Annotated in this window: 15 protein-coding genes; 13 read left to right on the forward strand and 2 right to left on the reverse strand. The window is 40.2% G+C overall.

Annotated elements, in window-relative coordinates; genetic code table 11:
- The first annotated feature begins 135 nt into the window (after nt 1-135).
- The 11 genes from gyrA (at nt 136) to L1272_RS15960 (ending at nt 13,453) form a co-directional block, all read left to right on the forward strand.
- A complete protein-coding gene (gene gyrA, locus L1272_RS15910) occupies nt 136-2,832 on the forward strand; it encodes a DNA topoisomerase (ATP-hydrolyzing) subunit A (RefSeq protein ID WP_138600685.1) in 2,697 nt (898 codons plus the stop codon).
- A 69-nt stretch (nt 2,833-2,901) separates the two neighbouring features.
- A complete protein-coding gene (gene serC / locus L1272_RS15915) occupies nt 2,902-3,990 on the forward strand; it encodes a 3-phosphoserine/phosphohydroxythreonine transaminase (RefSeq protein ID WP_235373832.1) in 1,089 nt (362 codons plus the stop codon).
- Between the two features lie 2 nt (nt 3,991-3,992).
- Entirely contained in the window at nt 3,993-5,273 is a 1,281-nt protein-coding gene (aroA, locus tag L1272_RS15920; RefSeq protein WP_235373833.1) for a 3-phosphoshikimate 1-carboxyvinyltransferase, read from the forward strand.
- A gap of 104 nt (nt 5,274-5,377) precedes the next feature.
- The gene (cmk, locus tag L1272_RS15925; RefSeq protein ID WP_058585079.1) at nt 5,378-6,085 is read left to right on the forward strand and encodes a (d)CMP kinase; all 708 of its coding nucleotides are present in this window, start codon (nt 5,378-5,380) and stop codon (nt 6,083-6,085) included.
- Nucleotides 6,086-6,183: 98 nt separating this feature from the next.
- Nucleotides 6,184-7,851, forward strand: a complete 1,668-nt coding sequence (gene rpsA, locus L1272_RS15930) for a 30S ribosomal protein S1 (protein WP_054551350.1) — start codon at nt 6,184-6,186, stop codon at nt 7,849-7,851.
- Between the two features lie 65 nt (nt 7,852-7,916).
- Nucleotides 7,917-8,204: an integration host factor subunit beta gene (gene ihfB / locus L1272_RS15935; protein ID WP_036968575.1), complete on the forward strand. Its 288-nt coding sequence runs from the start codon at nt 7,917-7,919 to the stop codon at nt 8,202-8,204.
- Nucleotides 8,205-8,224: 20 nt separating this feature from the next.
- Entirely contained in the window at nt 8,225-8,506 is a 282-nt protein-coding gene (locus tag L1272_RS15940) for a lipopolysaccharide assembly protein LapA domain-containing protein (protein ID WP_054551349.1), read from the forward strand.
- A 2-nt stretch (nt 8,507-8,508) separates the two neighbouring features.
- Nucleotides 8,509-9,645, forward strand: a complete 1,137-nt coding sequence (lapB, locus tag L1272_RS15945; protein WP_235373834.1) for a lipopolysaccharide assembly protein LapB — start codon at nt 8,509-8,511, stop codon at nt 9,643-9,645.
- Nucleotides 9,646-9,677: 32 nt separating this feature from the next.
- Nucleotides 9,678-10,382 carry an orotidine-5'-phosphate decarboxylase gene (gene pyrF / locus L1272_RS15950; protein WP_235373835.1) on the forward strand — a complete coding sequence of 235 codons (705 nt, stop codon included), beginning with the start codon at nt 9,678-9,680 and terminating at the stop codon, nt 10,380-10,382.
- 392 nt (nt 10,383-10,774) lie between these two features.
- A complete protein-coding gene (locus tag L1272_RS15955; RefSeq protein WP_235373836.1) occupies nt 10,775-11,440 on the forward strand; it encodes a hypothetical protein in 666 nt (221 codons plus the stop codon).
- 561 nt (nt 11,441-12,001) lie between these two features.
- The gene (locus L1272_RS15960) at nt 12,002-13,453 is read left to right on the forward strand and encodes a P-loop ATPase, Sll1717 family (RefSeq protein WP_055197233.1); all 1,452 of its coding nucleotides are present in this window, start codon (nt 12,002-12,004) and stop codon (nt 13,451-13,453) included.
- Nucleotides 13,454-13,724: 271 nt separating this feature from the next.
- Here L1272_RS15960 and L1272_RS15965 read toward each other — a convergent pair whose 3' ends face one another.
- Both L1272_RS15965 and L1272_RS15970 read right to left on the reverse strand, forming a co-directional pair.
- Nucleotides 13,725-14,555 carry a CvfB family protein gene (locus tag L1272_RS15965; RefSeq protein ID WP_199529659.1) on the reverse strand — a complete coding sequence of 277 codons (831 nt, stop codon included), beginning with the start codon at nt 14,553-14,555 and terminating at the stop codon, nt 13,725-13,727.
- 2 nt (nt 14,556-14,557) lie between these two features.
- On the reverse strand, nt 14,558-15,883 hold the full coding sequence (locus tag L1272_RS15970) for a DEAD/DEAH box helicase (RefSeq protein ID WP_235373843.1): 1,326 nt from the start codon (nt 15,881-15,883) through the stop codon (nt 14,558-14,560).
- 199 nt (nt 15,884-16,082) lie between these two features.
- On the opposite strand from L1272_RS15970, the gene trhO reads away from it, so the two are divergent.
- Both trhO and L1272_RS15980 read left to right on the forward strand, forming a co-directional pair.
- Nucleotides 16,083-17,090 carry an oxygen-dependent tRNA uridine(34) hydroxylase TrhO gene (gene trhO / locus L1272_RS15975; RefSeq protein WP_166340207.1) on the forward strand — a complete coding sequence of 336 codons (1,008 nt, stop codon included), beginning with the start codon at nt 16,083-16,085 and terminating at the stop codon, nt 17,088-17,090.
- 290 nt (nt 17,091-17,380) lie between these two features.
- Entirely contained in the window at nt 17,381-18,397 is a 1,017-nt protein-coding gene (locus tag L1272_RS15980) for an efflux RND transporter periplasmic adaptor subunit (RefSeq protein WP_268841509.1), read from the forward strand.
- Nucleotide 18,398: the final 1 nt, after the last annotated feature.

Genomic DNA, 18,398 nt, shown 5'->3' on the forward strand with positions numbered 1-18,398 from the left:
AATTAATAAATCGCAAAGATTTAGCGCCTGTAAATCTAAATAAATTGTGATAGCATGGTCTGGAAATAATAACTAAAGCTCTTAAGACGGCGGTTTGCCTCTTAATGAGTCAATACTGAAGGAATGTGAAATCAAATGACTGATCTCGCCAATGAAATTCTGCCAGTCAATATTGAAGATGAATTAAAAAACTCCTACCTTGATTACGCGATGAGTGTAATCGTAGGACGTGCATTGCCAGACGTACGCGACGGCTTAAAGCCAGTTCACCGCCGCGTTTTATTCGCAATGAACGAACTCAATAATGATTGGAATAAACCTTACAAGAAATCAGCACGTGTTGTTGGTGATGTAATCGGTAAGTACCACCCACATGGCGACAGCGCGGTATATGACACCATCGTTCGTATGGCGCAGCCTTTCTCATTACGCTATATGCTTGTTGACGGCCAAGGTAACTTTGGTTCTGTTGACGGTGACTCTGCGGCAGCAATGCGTTATACGGAAGTCCGTATGGCGAAAATGTCACATGAATTATTAGCTGATTTAGAAAAAGAAACGGTTGATTACGTACCTAACTACGACGGTACTGAGCAAATTCCTGACGTATTACCTACAAAAGTACCTAACTTACTAGTAAACGGTTCTTCAGGTATCGCGGTTGGTATGGCAACGAACATTCCACCTCATAACTTAACAGAAGTTATCAATGGCTGTTTAGCGCTTATTCAAAACCCTGATATGTCAATTGCTGACCTTATTGAATATATCCCAGGTCCAGATTTCCCGACTGCGGCGATTATCAATGGTAAAAAAGGCATTGAGCAAGCGTACCTAACAGGTCGTGGTAAGGTATATATCCGTGCTCGTGCTGAAATCGAAGTTGACGAAAAAACCGGTCGTGAAACAATCATCGTTCACGAAATCCCTTATCAAGTTAACAAAGCACGCCTAATCGAAAAGATCGCAGAGCTTGTTAAAGATAAGAAGATTGAAGGTATTAGTGCACTACGTGACGAATCAGATAAAGACGGTATGCGTATCGTTATCGAAATCAAACGTGGTGATGTTGGTGAAGTAATCTTAAACAACCTTTATGCACAAACTCAGTTACAAACTGTGTTTGGTATGAACATGGTTGCACTTGATAACAACCAACCTAAGTGTTTCAACTTAAAAGAAATGCTTGAAGCGTTTATCGTACACCGCCGTGAAGTTGTTACACGTCGTACTGTATTCGATTTACGTAAAGCCCGTGATCGTGCTCACACGCTTGAAGGTTTAGCGATTGCCCTTGCGAATATCGACCCAATTATCGAACTAATTCGTAAGTCACCAACACCAGCAGAAGCAAAAGCGGCACTAACAGCACGTTCTTGGGAACTAGGCACTGTTAAAGCAATGCTTGAAAAAGCAGGTGAAGATAACGTTGCACGTCCTGATTGGTTAGCGGCTGATTTAGGTATCCGTGACGGTCAGTACTATTTATCTGAGCAACAAGCACAAGCAATTCTAGACTTACGTTTACACAAACTAACAGGTCTTGAGCATGAGAAGATCTTAGACGAGTATCAAACACTTCTTGATCTAATTGCTGAGCTTTTACATATTCTTTCAAGCCCAGAGCGTTTAATGGAAGTTATCCGCGACGAGCTAGTAGAAATTAAAGAGCAATATGGTGACGAACGTCGTACTGAAATCAGTGCAGCAGCTCACGATATTAGCCTTGAAGACCTAATCAATGAAGAAGACGTTGTTGTAACGCTTTCTCACGAAGGTTACGTTAAGTATCAACCATTATCGGATTACGAAGCACAGCGTCGTGGTGGTAAAGGTAAGTCAGCAACGAAGATGAAAGATGAAGACTTCATCGAACGTCTATTAGTTGCTAACACGCACGATACAATCTTATGTTTCTCAACAGCAGGTCGCTTATACTGGTTGAAAGTATATCAGTTACCATTAGCAAGCCGTGCAGCGCGTGGTAAGCCAATTGTTAACTTATTACCTCTTGAAGCTGATGAGCGTATTACTGCTATTTTACCAGTACGTGAGTACGAAGAAGATAAATACATCTTCATGGCAACTGCGTTTGGTACAGTTAAGAAAACACCACTTACAGCATACAGCCGTCAACGTGCGAGCGGTATCATCGCAGTTAACCTAAATGAAGGCGATAGCCTAATTGGTGTTGATATCACTGATGGCACGAATGAAATCATGCTATTCACTGATGCTGGTAAAGTTGTTCGCTTTAAAGAAGCAGAAGAGTCAGCAGTTGTTGATGAAAACGGTAACCCAGTTCTAGACGAAAACGGTAACCCAGAAATCCGCTTCAAAGGTGTACGTCCAATGGGTCGTACAGCAACAGGTGTTCGTGGTATTAAGATGGCTGACGACCAACGCGTTGTGTCGTTAATCGTACCTAAGTCAGATGGCGCAATCCTAACTGTGACAGAAAACGGTTACGGTAAGCGTACTGCACTTGAAGATTACCCATCGAAGAGCCGTGCAACACAAGGTGTTGTATCAATCAAAGTAAGCGAGCGTAATGGCGCTGTGGTTGGTGCAGTACAAGTTGACGATAACGACGAAATCATGATTATCTCGAATCGCGGTACCTTAGTACGTACTCGTGTAAATGAGGTTTCTACGGTTGGTCGTAATACTCAAGGCGTTATTTTGATACGAACTATTGACGAAGAGCAAGTAGTTGGTTTACAACGTATCGAAGAAATCGAAGTTGATGAGCTAGAAGCCATCGAAGGCGAGGCCGTTGAAGTAGTCGATACCAATACTGAAGAAACGGGTGATAACCCACCTTCAGAATAACATTGATTTAAAAAGCGGCTTCGGCCGCTTTTTTTATCCGCACTATAATTACTGGAATGAGGCAAAGTAATGACTAAGTATAATTTTTGTGCAGGACCGGCAATGCTACCGCCGGCAGTTATGCAAAAAGCACAAAAAGAATTTATAGATTGGCAAGGTTTAGGTGTCTCTGTGATGGAAATTAGCCATCGCAGCAGCGACTTTTTAGCGCTTACCACTAAATGTGAAGCAAGCCTGCGTCGTTTAATGAATATTAGCGATGAGTTTGAAGTGTTATTTATGCACGGCGGTGGCCGTGGTCAATTCAGTGCTGTGCCACTGAATCTTCACCTTGATGATAAGCCAGCCGTGTACTGTGAAAACGGTGTGTGGTCTAAAGGGGCTACTTCAGAAGCGGCAAAATTCACTGCAGTTGAAAGCATCAATGTACGTGATGATGAGCAGCAAAATGGCCAGTTCTCTATAAAACCAGCAAGCAGCTGGGAATTACCTGCTGATGCGTCATACATTCACTATTGTCCGAATGAAACCATCGATGGCATTGAAATTTTTGACGTACCATCACACCCATCAGCACCGATTGTGGCTGATATGTCATCAACTATTTTATCGCGTGAGTTTGACGTAAATCAGTTTGATCTTATTTACGCTGGCGCACAAAAAAATATTGGCCCATCTGGTTTATCAATTGTTATTGTTCGCAAAACGCTTCTTGAGCGTGAAGGTCTGGCAAAGCCAGGTATTCTTGATTACGCATTAGAAGCAAAACAAGGCAGCATGTATAACACACCACCGACATTTGCGTGGTACTTAGCTGCTGAAGTTTTTGAATGGCTAGAAGCAAACGGCGGCGTTAAAGCGATGGAAGAACAAAACATCGCAAAAGCAGAACTTCTTTACAGCTACATTGATAGCTCAGGTTTTTACAGCAATAAAGTTGCTAAGCATTGCCGTTCGCGCATGAACGTTCCGTTTTGGTTAAACGACGAATCACTGAATGATAAATTCATTAGTGAGTCAAAAGAAGCAGGCTTATTAGCCCTTGAAGGTCACCGTATTGTCGGTGGTATGCGCGCAAGCATTTATAATGCGATGCCACTTGAAGGTGTTCAAGCCTTGGTTAATTTTATGGAAAAATTCGCCAAGGAGAACAGCTAATTATGGAACAGCTTCGTCTTGAACCGATTGCAAAGGTAAATGGTAGTGTGACACTGCCTGGCTCAAAAAGTTTATCAAACCGTATCTTACTGCTTGCTGCTCTTGCAGAGGGCACAACGGTTGTTGAAAACCTACTAGATAGTGATGACATTCGTCACATGTTAGGTGCATTAAATCTTCTAGGCGTAAATGTATCGCTTAACGAAGATAAAACAGTGGCCACCGTAGAGGGTGTTGCAGGTAAATTTAAAACTCCGAGTGAGCCACTATTTTTAGGTAATGCCGGAACTGCTTATCGTCCACTAACAGCGGTTTTAGCTGCTGTAGAAGGCGAGTACCAGCTGGTGGGTGAGCCGCGTATGGAAGAGCGCCCAATCGGCCACTTGGTAGATGCACTGCAAGCACTGGGTGGTGATGTTGAATACCTTAAGCATAAAGATTATCCACCACTGGCCATTAAAGGCGGCAAAATCAACGGTGGCAAAGTTGAAATTGATGGCAGCATTTCTAGCCAGTTCTTAACAGCGCTACTAATGGCAGCACCATTATTTAATGGCGATACAGAAATCACCATTAAAGGCACGCTGGTATCAAAGCCTTACATTGATATTACTCTAGGTGTAATGAAGCGCTTTGGCGTTACTGTAAGCCATGACAATTACGAAACATTTTACGTTAAAGGCTGTCAGCAGTATCAAGCACTTGAGCGCATTATGGTTGAAGGTGATGCATCAAGCGCCTCTTATTTTGTTGCGGCGGCTGCAATAGCAGGTGGCGAAATTGAAATTAACGGGGTAGGTGCGGCATCTGTTCAAGGTGATATTGGTTTTGCCAAAGTGATGGAACAAGTAGGCGCCAAAATCGATTGGTACGATGAAAAGCTAGTGGTTCGTAAAGGCGAGCTAAACGCGGTTGATATTGATGCCAATGCAATCCCTGATGCGGCAATGACACTCGCCACTGTTGCGCTTTTTGCAAAAGGTAAAACAGCAATTCGTAATATCTATAACTGGCGTGTAAAAGAAACAGATCGTTTATATGCCATGGCGACAGAGCTTCGTAAAGTTGGCGCAGAAGTGGTTGAAGGTGAAGATTTCATCGAAATTACACCACCAGACACTTTTAACGATGTAGCGATTGATACCTATAACGATCACCGTATTGCCATGTGTTTTGCAATGGTTGCCGTTGGCGGAAAGCCGATAACCATTAACGATCCTAAGTGTACATACAAAACTTTTCCAACGTTTTTCAAAGTACTAGAGTCTGTCTCAAGTCAATAAAACAGAAGAAAATATAAAAAGTTACATTCTAAATGCGGATCTATTTCTAGAACTGGCGTATAATATCGCGGTTTTATTTTGGTGTGCATTGCAGGAGGTTATAAATGCAGGCGTTATCAATGCCCGTAATCACCATCGATGGCCCAAGTGGTTCAGGTAAAGGAACTGTTTGTCGCTTGTTAGCCGAGAAATTAGGTTGGGATGTATTAGACAGTGGAGCGATTTACCGTGTGCTGTCACTTGCAGCGCTTCATCATCAAATTGAACTAGATAATGAAGATGCGCTAGTTCCGCTAGCTGCAAACTTAGATGTACAGTTTTTGGTCGATAGCCAAACGCATACTTCTAAAATTGTCTTGGAAGGCGAAGACGTCACAACCACAATTCGTAACGAAGAAGTGGGTGCTGCGGCATCAAAGATTGCTGCATTACCACGGGTGAGAGAAGCATTATTACGTCGTCAACGTGCGTTTCGTACTGAGAGCGGCTTAATTGCCGATGGTCGTGACATGGGCACAGTTGTGTTCCCAGATGCACCATTGAAGATTTATTTAACCGCATCAGCTGAAGAGCGCGCTCGTCGTCGCTTTGCTGAGTTGAACGAACGCGGTCTTGATGTTACACTAAGTGGTCTACTTGAGGACATAAAAGCTCGCGATCACCGTGATATGACGCGTGAAGTTGCGCCGCTTGTTCCTGCAGAAGACGCCATTGAGCTCGATACTAGCGAGCTCAATGCAATGCAAGTGTTTGATAAAGTAGTAACTTTACTCGACGAAGCAGTACTTGCAGGAAAGCTTCCAAAAGCTTAAAAGTAATTTATTAAGGTGCCGGCAGGAAGCCAGTGCTATTTTAACAACCCCATGCAGCATGGTTGCTAATTGGTTATTTAATTATTTAGAGACGTATAATGTCAGAAAATTTTGCGCAGTTATTTGAAGAAAGCCTTAAGGGTTTTGAAGCAGAGCAAGGCTCTATCGTTAAAGGTACTGTTATCTCAATCGAGAACAACATCGTACTTGTTGATGCTGGTCTTAAATCTGAAAGTGCAATCCCTGCTGAGCAATTCAAAAATGCTGCTGGTGAACTAGAAGTTGCTGTTGGCGACGAAGTAGATGTTGCTTTAGACGCAATCGAAGACGGTTTCGGTGAAACTATCCTTTCTCGTGAGAAAGCGAAGCGTCACGAAGCGTGGATCCGCTTAGAAAAAGCATGTGAAGAGCAAGAGACTGTTACTGGTGTTATCAACGGTAAAGTTAAAGGCGGTTTCACTGTTGAAGTTGATTCAATCCGTGCCTTCCTACCTGGTTCACTTGTTGATGTTCGTCCAGTACGTGACACAACTCACCTTGAAGGTAAAGAGCTTGAGTTCAAAGTAATCAAGCTTGACCAAAAACGTAACAACGTTGTTGTTTCTCGCCGTGCAGTTATCGAATCAGAGAACTCACAAGAGCGTGAAGAACTTCTTGCTAACCTTGTTGAAGGTCAAGAAGTTAAAGGTATCGTTAAGAACCTTACAGACTACGGTGCGTTCGTTGACCTTGGTGGTGTTGACGGTCTACTACACATCACAGACATGGCGTGGAAGCGTGTTAAGCACCCTTCAGAAATCGTTAATGTTGGCGACGAAATCGCAGTTAAAGTTCTTAAATTCGACAAAGAAAAGACTCGTGTATCTCTAGGCCTTAAACAGCTTGGCGAAGATCCATGGGCAGCTATCGCTGGTCGTTACCCAGAAGGTTCTAAGCTTTCTGGTCGTGTAACTAACCTTACTGACTACGGTTGTTTCGTTGAAATCGAAGAAGGCGTAGAAGGTCTAGTACACGTTTCTGAAATGGATTGGACTAACAAGAACATCCACCCTTCAAAAGTTGTTTCACTAGGTGACACTGTTGAAGTTATGGTTCTTGAAATCGACGAAGAGCGTCGTCGTATTTCTCTTGGTCTTAAGCAATGTATTGCTAACCCATGGCAAGAATTTGCTCGTCTACAAAACAAAGGCGACCAAGTTACTGGTAAGATCAAATCAATCACTGACTTTGGTATCTTCATCGGTCTTGAAGGCGGTATTGACGGTCTTGTTCACCTTTCAGACATTTCTTGGAACACGCCAGGCGAAGAAGCTGTACGTGAATTCAAGAAAGGCGACGAAATCACTGCTATCGTATTACAAGTTGACCCAGAGCGTGAGCGTATCTCTCTAGGCGTTAAACAAATCGAAGCTGACCCATTCAATAACTACCTGGACGCAAACAAAAAAGGTGCTATTGTTAAAGGTAAAGTGACTGAAGTTGATGCGAAAGGCGCAACTGTTGAGCTAATCGAAGGCGTTGAAGGTTACATCCGTGTAGCTGATATCGCTCAAGAGCGTGTTGAAGATGCTACTACTGTAGTTTCTGCAGGCGACGAAATCGAAGCGAAATACGTTGGTGTTGATCGTAAGAACCGCACTTTAAGCTTATCTGTTAAAGCTCTTTTCGAAGCAGAAGAGAAAGAAGTACTAGAGAAGCTTAAGAAAGAAGAGCCAGCGTTCGAAAACGCTATGGCTGCAGCATTCAAAAATGCTCAAAAAGACTAATATCTAGTCTTTTAAAATTGGAAGGGCAGTTTTGCCCTTCCTTTACCACTCTTTAAGGAAACGCTATGACTAAGTCAGAATTGATAGAACAACTTGCCGAGCAACACGCACACATCCCTGTGAAAGATGTTGAAAATGCCGTTAAAGAAATTCTTGAACAAATGGCCGGCTCATTATCTAGCTCAGATCGCATCGAGATCCGTGGCTTTGGAAGTTTCTCATTGCATTACCGTTCTCCTCGCACAGGTCGTAATCCAAAGACTGGCGAAACAGTTGAGTTAGACGGTAAGCACGTACCACATTTTAAACCAGGTAAAGAATTACGTGACCGCGTAAATGCGAGTATTGCCTAGTTTTATACAGGAGTAGTTACTTGTTTAGGGTATTAAAAATTGTATTAATTGCGCTGTGTTTATTTATTGCGTTTGTACTTGGTTCACAGAATCCACAATTGGTGCAAATCAATTATTTAATCGCGAGTAATACTTTGCCCCTAGCTGTTGTAATAAGTATCTGCTTTATTTTAGGTGTCGCAATTGGTTGTTTTATAAGCTTTACACTGTTTTCTCAGTTAAAGTGGCAAAATTATCGCTTAAAGAAAAAATTAGCGCCTGAAAAAAACAATAAAAAGCTTGTTGCTAATAAAGACACCTAATCATGATTGAGCTTCTGTTTTTACTTTTACCCGTTGCAGCCGGTTACGGTTGGATAATGGGTAAAAACAGCGCTAAAAACCAAGCTCATCAGCTTAATCGCCAAATTACCTCTGAATATTCCAAAGGCCTTAAATTTCTCTTAGACAGAGAAGAAGACCAAGGCTTAGAGCACCTTATTAATCTACTCGAAGTTGCCGCTGATTCTGTTGAACACTATTCAACGCTTGCAACTATGTTCCGCCGCCGTGGCGAACTTGACCGCGCTATTAAAATTCATGAGCTGCTATTAAAACATCCAAGTCTTGATGAGCAACAAGCTGCAACCAGCCGCTTAGAACTCGCTGAAGACTACATTATGGCAGGCTTGTTAGATGGTGCAGAAGAGCATTTAGTATGGCTTGTTAAGGCAGGCTATAAAGAAGCGTTAGAGCCTATTATTAATCTTTATTCACAAACCCGTGAATGGGAAAAGGGCATTAACATGTACGAGGCCCACAGTGAGTTGTTCACTAAACCTCAGCATGTAAAAGCGATTGCCAATTTTTACTGTGAAGCAGCGTTACAAGATAACGATACGCAAATTATGCGTAAAGCTATTAGCTTAAACTATAAAGCAATTCGCCCATTGTATGAGCTTGGTCACAGTGCTTTCACCAAAGAAGATTATGTAAAAGCAATTTACTATTGGCGTGAGCTGATTAGCCAGTTCACGTTTTTTGCGCCGGTATTTATTGAAGAATTAGCGCTAAGTTATCAAAAGCTCAATTTAACGCATCAGTTTTACGAATTACTCAATGAACTGCTCGATAAAGGTGGCGTATTAATAAAAATAAAACACTGCCAAGCGTTACTTGAGCAAGGGCACATCGAGCAAGCAATTAAATTTTTAACGGATAGTTTAAAGCGTCATCCGACTATTCGTGGCTTTAGCTTTTTATTACAGCTACTTGCCAAACAAAACAACGATATTAAAGATGTACTCGATCAAATTGATAAGCTAGTTACGTCTTATATCGCAACCAAACCTGATTTTCAGTGCCAACACTGTGGCTTTACCAGTCATACCATTTATTGGGTATGTCCATCTTGTAAGCACTGGGAAACAATTGTTCCAAGCCGTGGCATAGACGGTTTTTAATTCATATTAGCCCATTAGTTTTTAGGAAAGTTATGTCTGTCGAAGATTCAAAAAAAGTATTAATTGCCCTTGATTATGATGATCAACAAACAGCTCTTGCGTTTGTAAAGCAATTATCGCCTGATACGTGTCGCCTTAAAGTAGGCAAAGAAATGTTCACGTATTTTGGTCCTAGCTTTGTTAAGGAACTAATCGACTTAGGTTTTGATGTATTCTTAGACCTAAAATTTCACGATATTCCAAACACAGTGGCTAAAGCTGTAACAGCAGCTGCAAAAATGGGTGTGTGGATGGTTAACGTGCATGCCTCTGGCGGCGTTGAAATGATGACCAAAGCAAAACAAGCTTTAGAGCAGTTTGGTGATGACGCACCGTTATTGATTGCAGTAACTGTACTTACTAGTATGGATGCCGCAGAGCTTACTCGTTTAGGTGTAGATAAAACACCAGAAGAGCAAGTAATTTACCTAGCAAAGCTTGCTAAAGAATCAGGTCTTGACGGGGTAGTGTGCTCAGCACAAGAAGCGAAAAAGCTAAAAGCAGAACTAGGCGCAGACTTTAAACTGGTTACTCCGGGTATTCGCCCAGCAGGCAGTGATGCAGGCGACCAAAAACGCATCATGACACCAAAACAAGCCGTTGAAGATGGCAGCGACTATTTAGTTGTAGGCCGCCCAATCACCCAATCGCCAGACCCAGTTGCAACACTAAAAGAAATTAACGACTCACTAAAATAAGCTCGTTATTTTAAAATAGTCTCTAAAGAGCATTGTATGCGTGATTTATATCGCGCTAGATACAATGCTCTTTTTTATGTGATGAAATACTTAGAATAAATTAGGTACTTACTTAACTGATACGAAAGGAGCCTTTATACAATGTAAAATTATAGTTGCTTATTTAGCCTAGTTTAGGTGTAATGTATAAATAATATTTACTAAGTTGTACAAGAGCATTAGTTAAAGTTATTAATCTAGCTAGGGAATTCTAAGCCTCTAAAAAGCAATTTATATAGTATATAGACCACCAACAAAGACATATCGAACTGGTGGCAGCGCAGTCTCACAAGTAATTATTCAATAAATACTATTTGTCCCATTAAGCTAAATAGTTATTAATATGAGGGAATATGGAATCTATTAGTGAAGTTTTAGTCCGAACTGAACAAACCCTAGAAACAGCAAAACATGGTTTTGACGACCTAGTTTCCAAAAATAAGGTTAGACGTTTTACTGGTTTAAGGAACCTTATTGTATTTGGCCGTTCTGTAACTTTTGTACTTCAAAATCTAAAGTCAGTTATTGGTAAAGATAGATTTGATAGTTGGTATGAACCTCACCAAGAATCTATGAAGCAAGATGTCGTAATGAAATATTTTGTAAAGCTACGAAATGAACTAGAAAAACAAGGACGTTTACCAGTTTCTTCATCTGCGCGTATCCATAACTTTTCCTCTGATATGATCTCTAAATATAAACAGCCGCCAGGAACTGTTGGGTTTTTTATTGGAGATCAACTGGGTGGAAGTGGCTTTGAGGTTGAGTTACCAGATGGAACAAAAGAGAAATATTATGTAGAAATACCATCTAGCGTTGCAGAAGTAACTCAGCATTTTAATGAATTGCCAGTCCCTGATGACAATGAACTTAAGGCTCAAACTATTGAACAGCTTTCAGAGTATTTCCTCAATACATTAGAAGCTTTATTGGATAATGCTCGAAAAGAGTTTCTTGAGCAAGAGACTCAAACTGTAAATGGACGCCGTCTACCACCTTTTATTAGGGTCGTGAAATAGAACTAATTTCAATATTATAAACGCATACAAATAATTTTTTGTTTTGTGTTTCATTATACAGATTTAGGCCAAAAATTTTTTAGTAGTCCAATTTTTATATCCTGCTGTATCCTCACAAGCTAAAATCTGCAATAACTAAACTGTTTTAGTGGTTCCTGTGGAGTTAATTAGTAATATAAATACTTCGATTACACGGCTGCGTTGATGTTTTTTAATCTTTCTAGTTTATAAATTTTACTCAAGCAGTTTTATCTAATTTTAAATTTTATATTAATTGGGTTTCGAATGTCAGATATAGGAAGCTTAATTACAAGCGAGAAGAAGGCTTTGGGAGTCAACAAAGTGAAATTCTTTATTTTGGCTTTAACCTGATTAATTAAAATCTTTATATTGTTGCTATAACATTCTTAGGTAAAGCCTTTCTGATAAATAAAGAAAATAGTCATATGTAATCTTAATTATTTGTTTACAAAGGTGTTTTTAGATGAAATTATTAGCTAAACAATTTAACACTATTTTTGTTTGAAAAGTCACAAGTAATTGATAGGGAAATTATAATAAATGTTAAGAATTAAACTGAATGATAAGTCATTATTTGGGAATGACGCAGGTGAAGATGAATTACAAGAGGTACTAAATTCTTATTTCATTGAAAATGATGATTTTGATGAATTTTATGATGTTGATAATCGTTTAAGTGTAGTTAGTGCGCGCAAAGGAATGGGAAAGTCTACGCTACTATCAAAATTGGATTTTGATTTAACAAATAAAGAAGAGTTGGGAAAGCCAATAGTTGTTAGGGTCACTGGAAATTCACTTTTAGGGTTAGGTGATTTTGCAGGAAAAGATCCTGCTTATTTAGAAAATTACTGGAAGCAGATTATATGTAAAGAGATAAATATCCACATTGGTAAAAAATTAAATTTTGCTTTCACTAGTGATGAGATTTCAATGGTAGAAATTTCAGAGTTAGAAGGAATGAAAAGTAAAAACCTGATTGGCGGGTTAATATCAAGAATCAAAGGAAAGATTCCTTTGATGTCAGTAGAAGCTACGGGTTTCAAACCTGAAAACCTTGAGCGCTTATTAACTAATTACCTAGAGGCTAATAGCGATAAGAAGATTTGGGTTTTGGTTGATGATATTGATGCTAAATATATTGATAGTGAAGATTATCAACATCGAATCAGTTCTTTTTTTAGTGCAATAAGAAGTCTATGCCATGACGTAAAAAATCTGAATATTAGAACTACTGTGCGATCAGATGTTTGGACTAATTTAAGACATGTAGAAGATTTAGATAAATGGGATCAGTACATAATTAATATTGCGTGGACTAAACGGCAAATGAGAGACATGTTAGCTAAAAAAATATTATCTTACGTAAAAAGAAAACACCCCGAATCCCTTGAAGCCAAATATAAACTTGACAAAGATTATAATAAACTAATTGGGTTAGTCTTCTTATCTCCCATTAAATGGTCGGGTAAAGAGCGGCCTGTTTTTGATGCTATAAATGCATTTTCTAATCATCGACCAAGGTCTATGGGCCAACTATGTCGGATGGCGGCTAACCAAGCACATAAAAGTCGATGCAAAGTATCATTGAAGCAAATAAATGAAATTTTAACTAAGTTTGGTCAAAATAGGCGTGATGATTTAATAAAAGAGCATATTCATCAATTTCCAGAGCTTGAAAATCTTATTGATTCTTTGAGAGCAGGGCAAAAAGAATATAAACTTTCTGATTTAGAAATTGTGTTTGATACGAAATTTGTTAAAGGTAGAGCGGCATCTGATATACCACACATAGATGGGAAACCTTACATTGCTCCAATTGATTTAGGGCACTTTATGTATAAAACGGGGTTAATTTCAAAGTTGCCTGATAACCAACAAAATTTTACGTTTTACTCTGACGATCCAGACCTTTTTTATTCTCAAGCGAATAAGGATAATGATATAACTTGGTCAGTTCACCCAAGTTATAGAAACTTTTTAAATATCAATTAAAGTAGATAAAATATCTAAAAAGAAAATATAAATTGCTTTGTTAAGTTTTTTCGTTAATTATAATTCACTGTTTTATTTCATCTGAAGTGACGTTACATATTTATGCTTCATCCGAAGTAGTCTCACTTCAGACCTAAATACAATTAGCTCAGATTACCGTTTGAAAATTGACGGCAAACGTACGTTAAAACTATAAAACCAATAAGAATAAAAAAAGAGTAAAGCTTTCACTTTACTCTTTTTAGATACTTGTTAAATCGCAACTCGCAACTTACTTCAATCTAATCGACGTTGCTTCAATCTCAATTAAACCTTGCTTAAACAAACCACCAATGGCTTTTTTGTAGTTTGCTTTACTGGTTGAGAAAGTCTTTTTAATTGCTTCTGGGTCTGACTTATCACCTAAGTGAAGTACGCCGCCTTCTGCTTTTAATTTTGCTAAGATTTTTTCGCCTAAGTCGTTTACTTTGCCCATGCCTGGCTTTTCAAGTAGTACGTCGATTTTGCCGTCTTCACGTACTTTTTGAATAAAGCCTTTTAAGCGCTGGCCAACAAATAGCTTTTTAAATACGGTGTTGTAGTAAACCACGCCAATGTGGGCTTCGTTCACGAGTACTTTGTAACCAAGGTCTGTTTTACCGGCAACGATTAAGTCAACTTCTTCCATTACTGAGTAAGTTGGTGCTTCTTTCGATAAAAATTTATTAAAGTTGCTCGATGCACAAATACGTTGGCTGGCGTTATCTAGGTATAAACGTACAAGATACGAAAAGCCGTCTTTCATTTTTGGCTTTTGTTCGTTGTATGGCGCTAGTACGTCTTTTTCGAGGCCCCAATCCAAAAACGCACCAGTGCTGTTGATGGCTTTAACACGTAGTAGGGCATATTCGCCCACTTCAGCTAAAGGTTTTTTTGTGGTACCGGTTGGGTGACCTGCGTGATCTAAGTAAATGAATACTTGAACGCTGTCGCCAGCTTCTAGTTCGTAATCAATTTCTTTGCTTGGCAAGAATACTTCGCCTAAATCACGGCCATCTAAATAAGCACCTTCGTTAGACATTTCGTTAACGAAAAGGGTTTGTGTGGTTCCTAAAATACTCATTGTTATTCCTGTTCTGGCTTTTTCTTACGGCGCATTGGAGCAAAACCATCTACATCAATTGGTGCTTGAATAGGGGCTTTTGGCTTTTTAGGGGCTGCTTTGCGTTTTGGTTTTGCAGGTTTAGCTGCCACTTTTTTCTCTGCTTTTTTCCAAACTGTGTTTGGTTTTTTCTCACGCAAACCTTTAAATTTACCAACAAGGCCGTCAACGGTGAAAAAGCTTAATTCATCATTTAAAAATGCTTTAATTGCTTTGTAGCTTGGCCAATCTTTCGGGCCTATTAACGAAATAGCAGTTCCTTTAAAGCCTGCGCGACCAGTTCTACCAATACGGTGCACATACTCTTCAGCATGTTTTGGTAGGTCAAAGTTAATAACGTGAGTCACGCTTAATAAATCAAGACCACGTGATGCAACATCTGTGGTGATTAAGATTTTAAAGTTTTCACGGCTAAAGGCATCCATAATTTCAAGACGCTTAGCCTGTGTTAAGTCACCCGCAAGTGCTTGCGCTTTAAAGCCTTTATCATTTAATAGCTGGCTTAAACGTTGAGTATCTGCACGTGTTGCGGTGAAAATAATGCATTGGCCAACATTGTCTTGTTTTACAAAGTGCTCAAGTAGGGCTTCTTTGTGATCTAAGTGATCAGCTAAATAAAGTTGCTGAGTAATGTCACTATGTTGCTCGTTTGATGCACTTAACAGAATTTGTTTTGGTGATCGTAAAAGGTTACGTGACAAAGCATCAACTTGTGCATGGTCAAGGGTTGCTGAAAACAATAACGTTTGGCGTAAACGGTGATCAGCAAGCTCGTTAATCATTTTAACTTGATCGGTAAAGCCTAAATCTAAAATACGGTCAGCTTCATCAAAAATTAAAAGCTCTAAGCCTGAAAGCTGTAATGAGCGTTGACTCAAATGGTCAGCTAAACGCCCCGGAGTACCCACTACAAAATGAGGGTCTTTACGAAGCGCTTTAATTTGATCGTTAAAGTTTTCACCACCCAGTACTTTTACTGCACTAATGTTTGTGCCGGCAATTAATAGCCTTAATTGGCTGTACACTTGGGTTGCTAATTCGCGGGTAGGCGCAACGATCAAAACGCGCGGGTCGCGTTTACTGAGTGCTTTTTGTTTCATTACGCGCTGTACAGCAGGTAATAAAAACGCCAGCGTTTTGCCCGATCCTGTTTTTGACTGTGCAAAAATATCATGGCCTGCGATAGCTGTTGGTACCGCGTGCGCTTGAATGTCAGTGGGCTGGGTGATGCCTTGATGCGCAAGTTGTTTTTCGAGGCGTGTATCAATCCCAAGTTCAGTAAAATGCAATGCGTAATCTCCGATGAGCAAAATTTGTAAATCCTGTTCATTATAACGCACTTGCCTCACTTGGAGACAGTAAAAACACAGCTATTTCGCATCAGTTTTTGCAATTATCGCTAATTCGCGTAAAATACTCGCCCTCAATGCGCCGGATTTGCGATTCGGTTAACGCCCCACATGGGCATTTAAAGCAAAAGGTAAAACCATGACTGCTGTTCATAAAGACAATGTAACTAGCGAGCACTTTGTTGTTTGCGCACTTTACAAATTTGTAGCCCTTCCTGATTTTGAAGCGATTCGCCAACCACTACTAAAAGTAATGGAAGACAATGAAGTACGCGGTACTTTGTTACTTGCGGCTGAAGGTATCAACGGTACTGTTTCTGCTAAACGTGAAGGTATCGATAACCTACTTGCATGGTTAGATTCACAACCAAACCTAGACAACATTGTGACTAAAGAGTCATATGATGATGAATGCCCGTTCTACCGTACTAAGGTAAAACTGAAAAAAGAAATCGTAACTATGGGTGTTGAAGGTATCGACCCACGTGAAGTAGTGGGTACATACGTAAAACCAGCTGATTGGAATGCATTAATTTCAGATCCTGAAGTGATTCTTATCGATACGCGTAACGATTACGAAATCGAGATCGGTACTTTCCAAAATGCCGTTGATCCAAACACGAAGACATTCCGCGAATTCCCAGCATGGGCGAAAGAAAACCTAGACCCAGCAAAGCACAAAAAAGTCGCTATGTTCTGTACCGGTGGTATTCGCTGTGAAAAATCAACTGCGTACATGAAAGAGCAAGGCTTTGACGAAGTATTCCACCTTGAAGGCGGTATTCTTAAGTACTTAGAAGAAGTACCAAAAGAAGAAACCATGTGGGAAGGTGAGTGTTTTGTATTTGATAACCGTGTAGCGGTAAATCACGATTTACAAAAAGGCTCTTACGACCAATGTCACGCATGTCGTATGCCTATCACTGAAGAAGAAAAGCAAAAGCCTGAATACATGGAGGGTGTATCGTGTCATCACTGTCACGACAGCCTAACAGAAGAGCAACGTGCCCGTTTTGCTGAGCGTCAAAAGCAAATCGAGTTAGCACAAGCGCGTGGCGAAGGGCACATCGGTAACGAAGCGCAAGAAGTTCTTCGTAAGCGTAAAGAAGCTAAAAAAGCACAAAAAGAAGCACAGCGCCAACAGTAATTGCTAGCTTAATGAGTTGATAGAAACCCCAGCATAGTCTGGGGTTTTTTTATGTCTATTCAAAAGGAACAAATAACTAATCAATCTGATTGTGTAGAGGTAACCATTGCAAGCGAAGCACACTTAAAAGAGGTCGATTCATCACATTGTCGTTTCTAATTAGAAAACACAGGCGATGTATGGGTTTATTTCACCTTGGCTAATTGTTTATTAAACGAAGTCAGCTTTTTATTGATCACAAAGCTGTTACACTTCGTAACAATCAAAACGATTCTTATTTAGGTGAAATTTTGACAATTGGCAAATTACATACATGGACTTTAATTGCCTGTATTAGTTGTGTTTCCGTCGCTGAGGCGGCTAATGTAGTTGTAGAATCAGTGTCTGTTGAAAAGTCTAAACAACAGATAAAAGCAGTGGGTAATGCAGAAGCGATTCACTCAGTCACTCTTTACCCAGCCGTTGGGGACAGAGTCACCGCTGTTTACTTTAAACCAGGCGATAACGTTGCCAAAGGTGACTTACTATTAGAGCTTGATTCACGTAGACAAAAAGCAGCGTTGATCGAAGCTGAAATTACTTTAAAAGATGCTGAGCGCACCATGAAAAGGCTTGAAGAAAGCCACGCCCGTGGTGCGGTGCCGCAAAGTGATTTAGATGATGCGAAAACACTTTATGAGCTTGCAAAAGTCCAGTTAATGCAAGCCAAAACAGAGCGTGAAGACCGTGAAGTACGTGCTCCGTTCAGTGGTGTTATGGGTTTAACTGACGTCGAAGTAGGCGATAGGATCACAACCCAAACAGCCATTGCCACTATCGATGATATTTCTGAGCTTTATATCAATTTTAATGCCCCAGAAGCCGCTATCTCAGTGCTTAAACAAAAATCATCGGTTGAAGTGGTGCCTTGGTTAGGCGATAAAGCTTACACGGCTAAGGTGGCAGAGCTTGATTCGCGTATCAATGCGCAAACCCGCACACTCAGAACAAAAGCCAAACTTGACAATAATGCTCAGCAATTTATGCCGGGTATGAGCTTTCGTGTGCACATAAATATTCTAGGTGAAGAGCTTGCTGTAGTACCCGAAGCAGCCATGATGTGGGGGGCATCAGGCCCTTACGTATGGAAGAGTGTCGATAAAAAAGCCACACGCGTTGATGTTAAAATTGAGCAGCGTTTAGCAGGGCGTTTACTAGTCTCTGGTGGCTTAAACGAAGGTGACTTATTGGTGACAGAAGGCGTTCAGCGCCTAAGACCTAATCAAGAGCTTAATTTCATCAATGAAGTGCAGCTAGCCAAGGAGTAAT

This window comes from Pseudoalteromonas sp. PAST1, assembly GCF_021532515.1.
In the GTDB taxonomy this organism is placed as follows: domain Bacteria; phylum Pseudomonadota; class Gammaproteobacteria; order Enterobacterales; family Alteromonadaceae; genus Pseudoalteromonas; species Pseudoalteromonas simplex.

What these genes read in the sequence shown, in the direction of transcription:
- L1272_RS15960 (WP_055197233.1), top strand. Translation starts at nt 12,002, where the DNA reads ATGTTAAGAATTAAACTGAATGATAAGTCATTATTTGGGAATGACGCA.
- pyrF (WP_235373835.1), top strand. Translation starts at nt 9,678, where the DNA reads ATGTCTGTCGAAGATTCAAAAAAAGTATTAATTGCCCTTGATTATGAT.
- aroA (WP_235373833.1), top strand. Translation starts at nt 3,993, where the DNA reads ATGGAACAGCTTCGTCTTGAACCGATTGCAAAGGTAAATGGTAGTGTG.
- ihfB (WP_036968575.1), top strand. Translation starts at nt 7,917, where the DNA reads ATGACTAAGTCAGAATTGATAGAACAACTTGCCGAGCAACACGCACAC.
- gyrA (WP_138600685.1), top strand. Translation starts at nt 136, where the DNA reads ATGACTGATCTCGCCAATGAAATTCTGCCAGTCAATATTGAAGATGAA.
- L1272_RS15965 (WP_199529659.1), bottom strand. Translation starts at nt 14,555, where the DNA reads ATGAGTATTTTAGGAACCACACAAACCCTTTTCGTTAACGAAATGTCT.
- serC (WP_235373832.1), top strand. Translation starts at nt 2,902, where the DNA reads ATGACTAAGTATAATTTTTGTGCAGGACCGGCAATGCTACCGCCGGCA.
- lapB (WP_235373834.1), top strand. Translation starts at nt 8,509, where the DNA reads ATGATTGAGCTTCTGTTTTTACTTTTACCCGTTGCAGCCGGTTACGGT.
- trhO (WP_166340207.1), top strand. Translation starts at nt 16,083, where the DNA reads ATGACTGCTGTTCATAAAGACAATGTAACTAGCGAGCACTTTGTTGTT.
- rpsA (WP_054551350.1), top strand. Translation starts at nt 6,184, where the DNA reads ATGTCAGAAAATTTTGCGCAGTTATTTGAAGAAAGCCTTAAGGGTTTT.
- cmk (WP_058585079.1), top strand. Translation starts at nt 5,378, where the DNA reads ATGCAGGCGTTATCAATGCCCGTAATCACCATCGATGGCCCAAGTGGT.
- L1272_RS15955 (WP_235373836.1), top strand. Translation starts at nt 10,775, where the DNA reads ATGGAATCTATTAGTGAAGTTTTAGTCCGAACTGAACAAACCCTAGAA.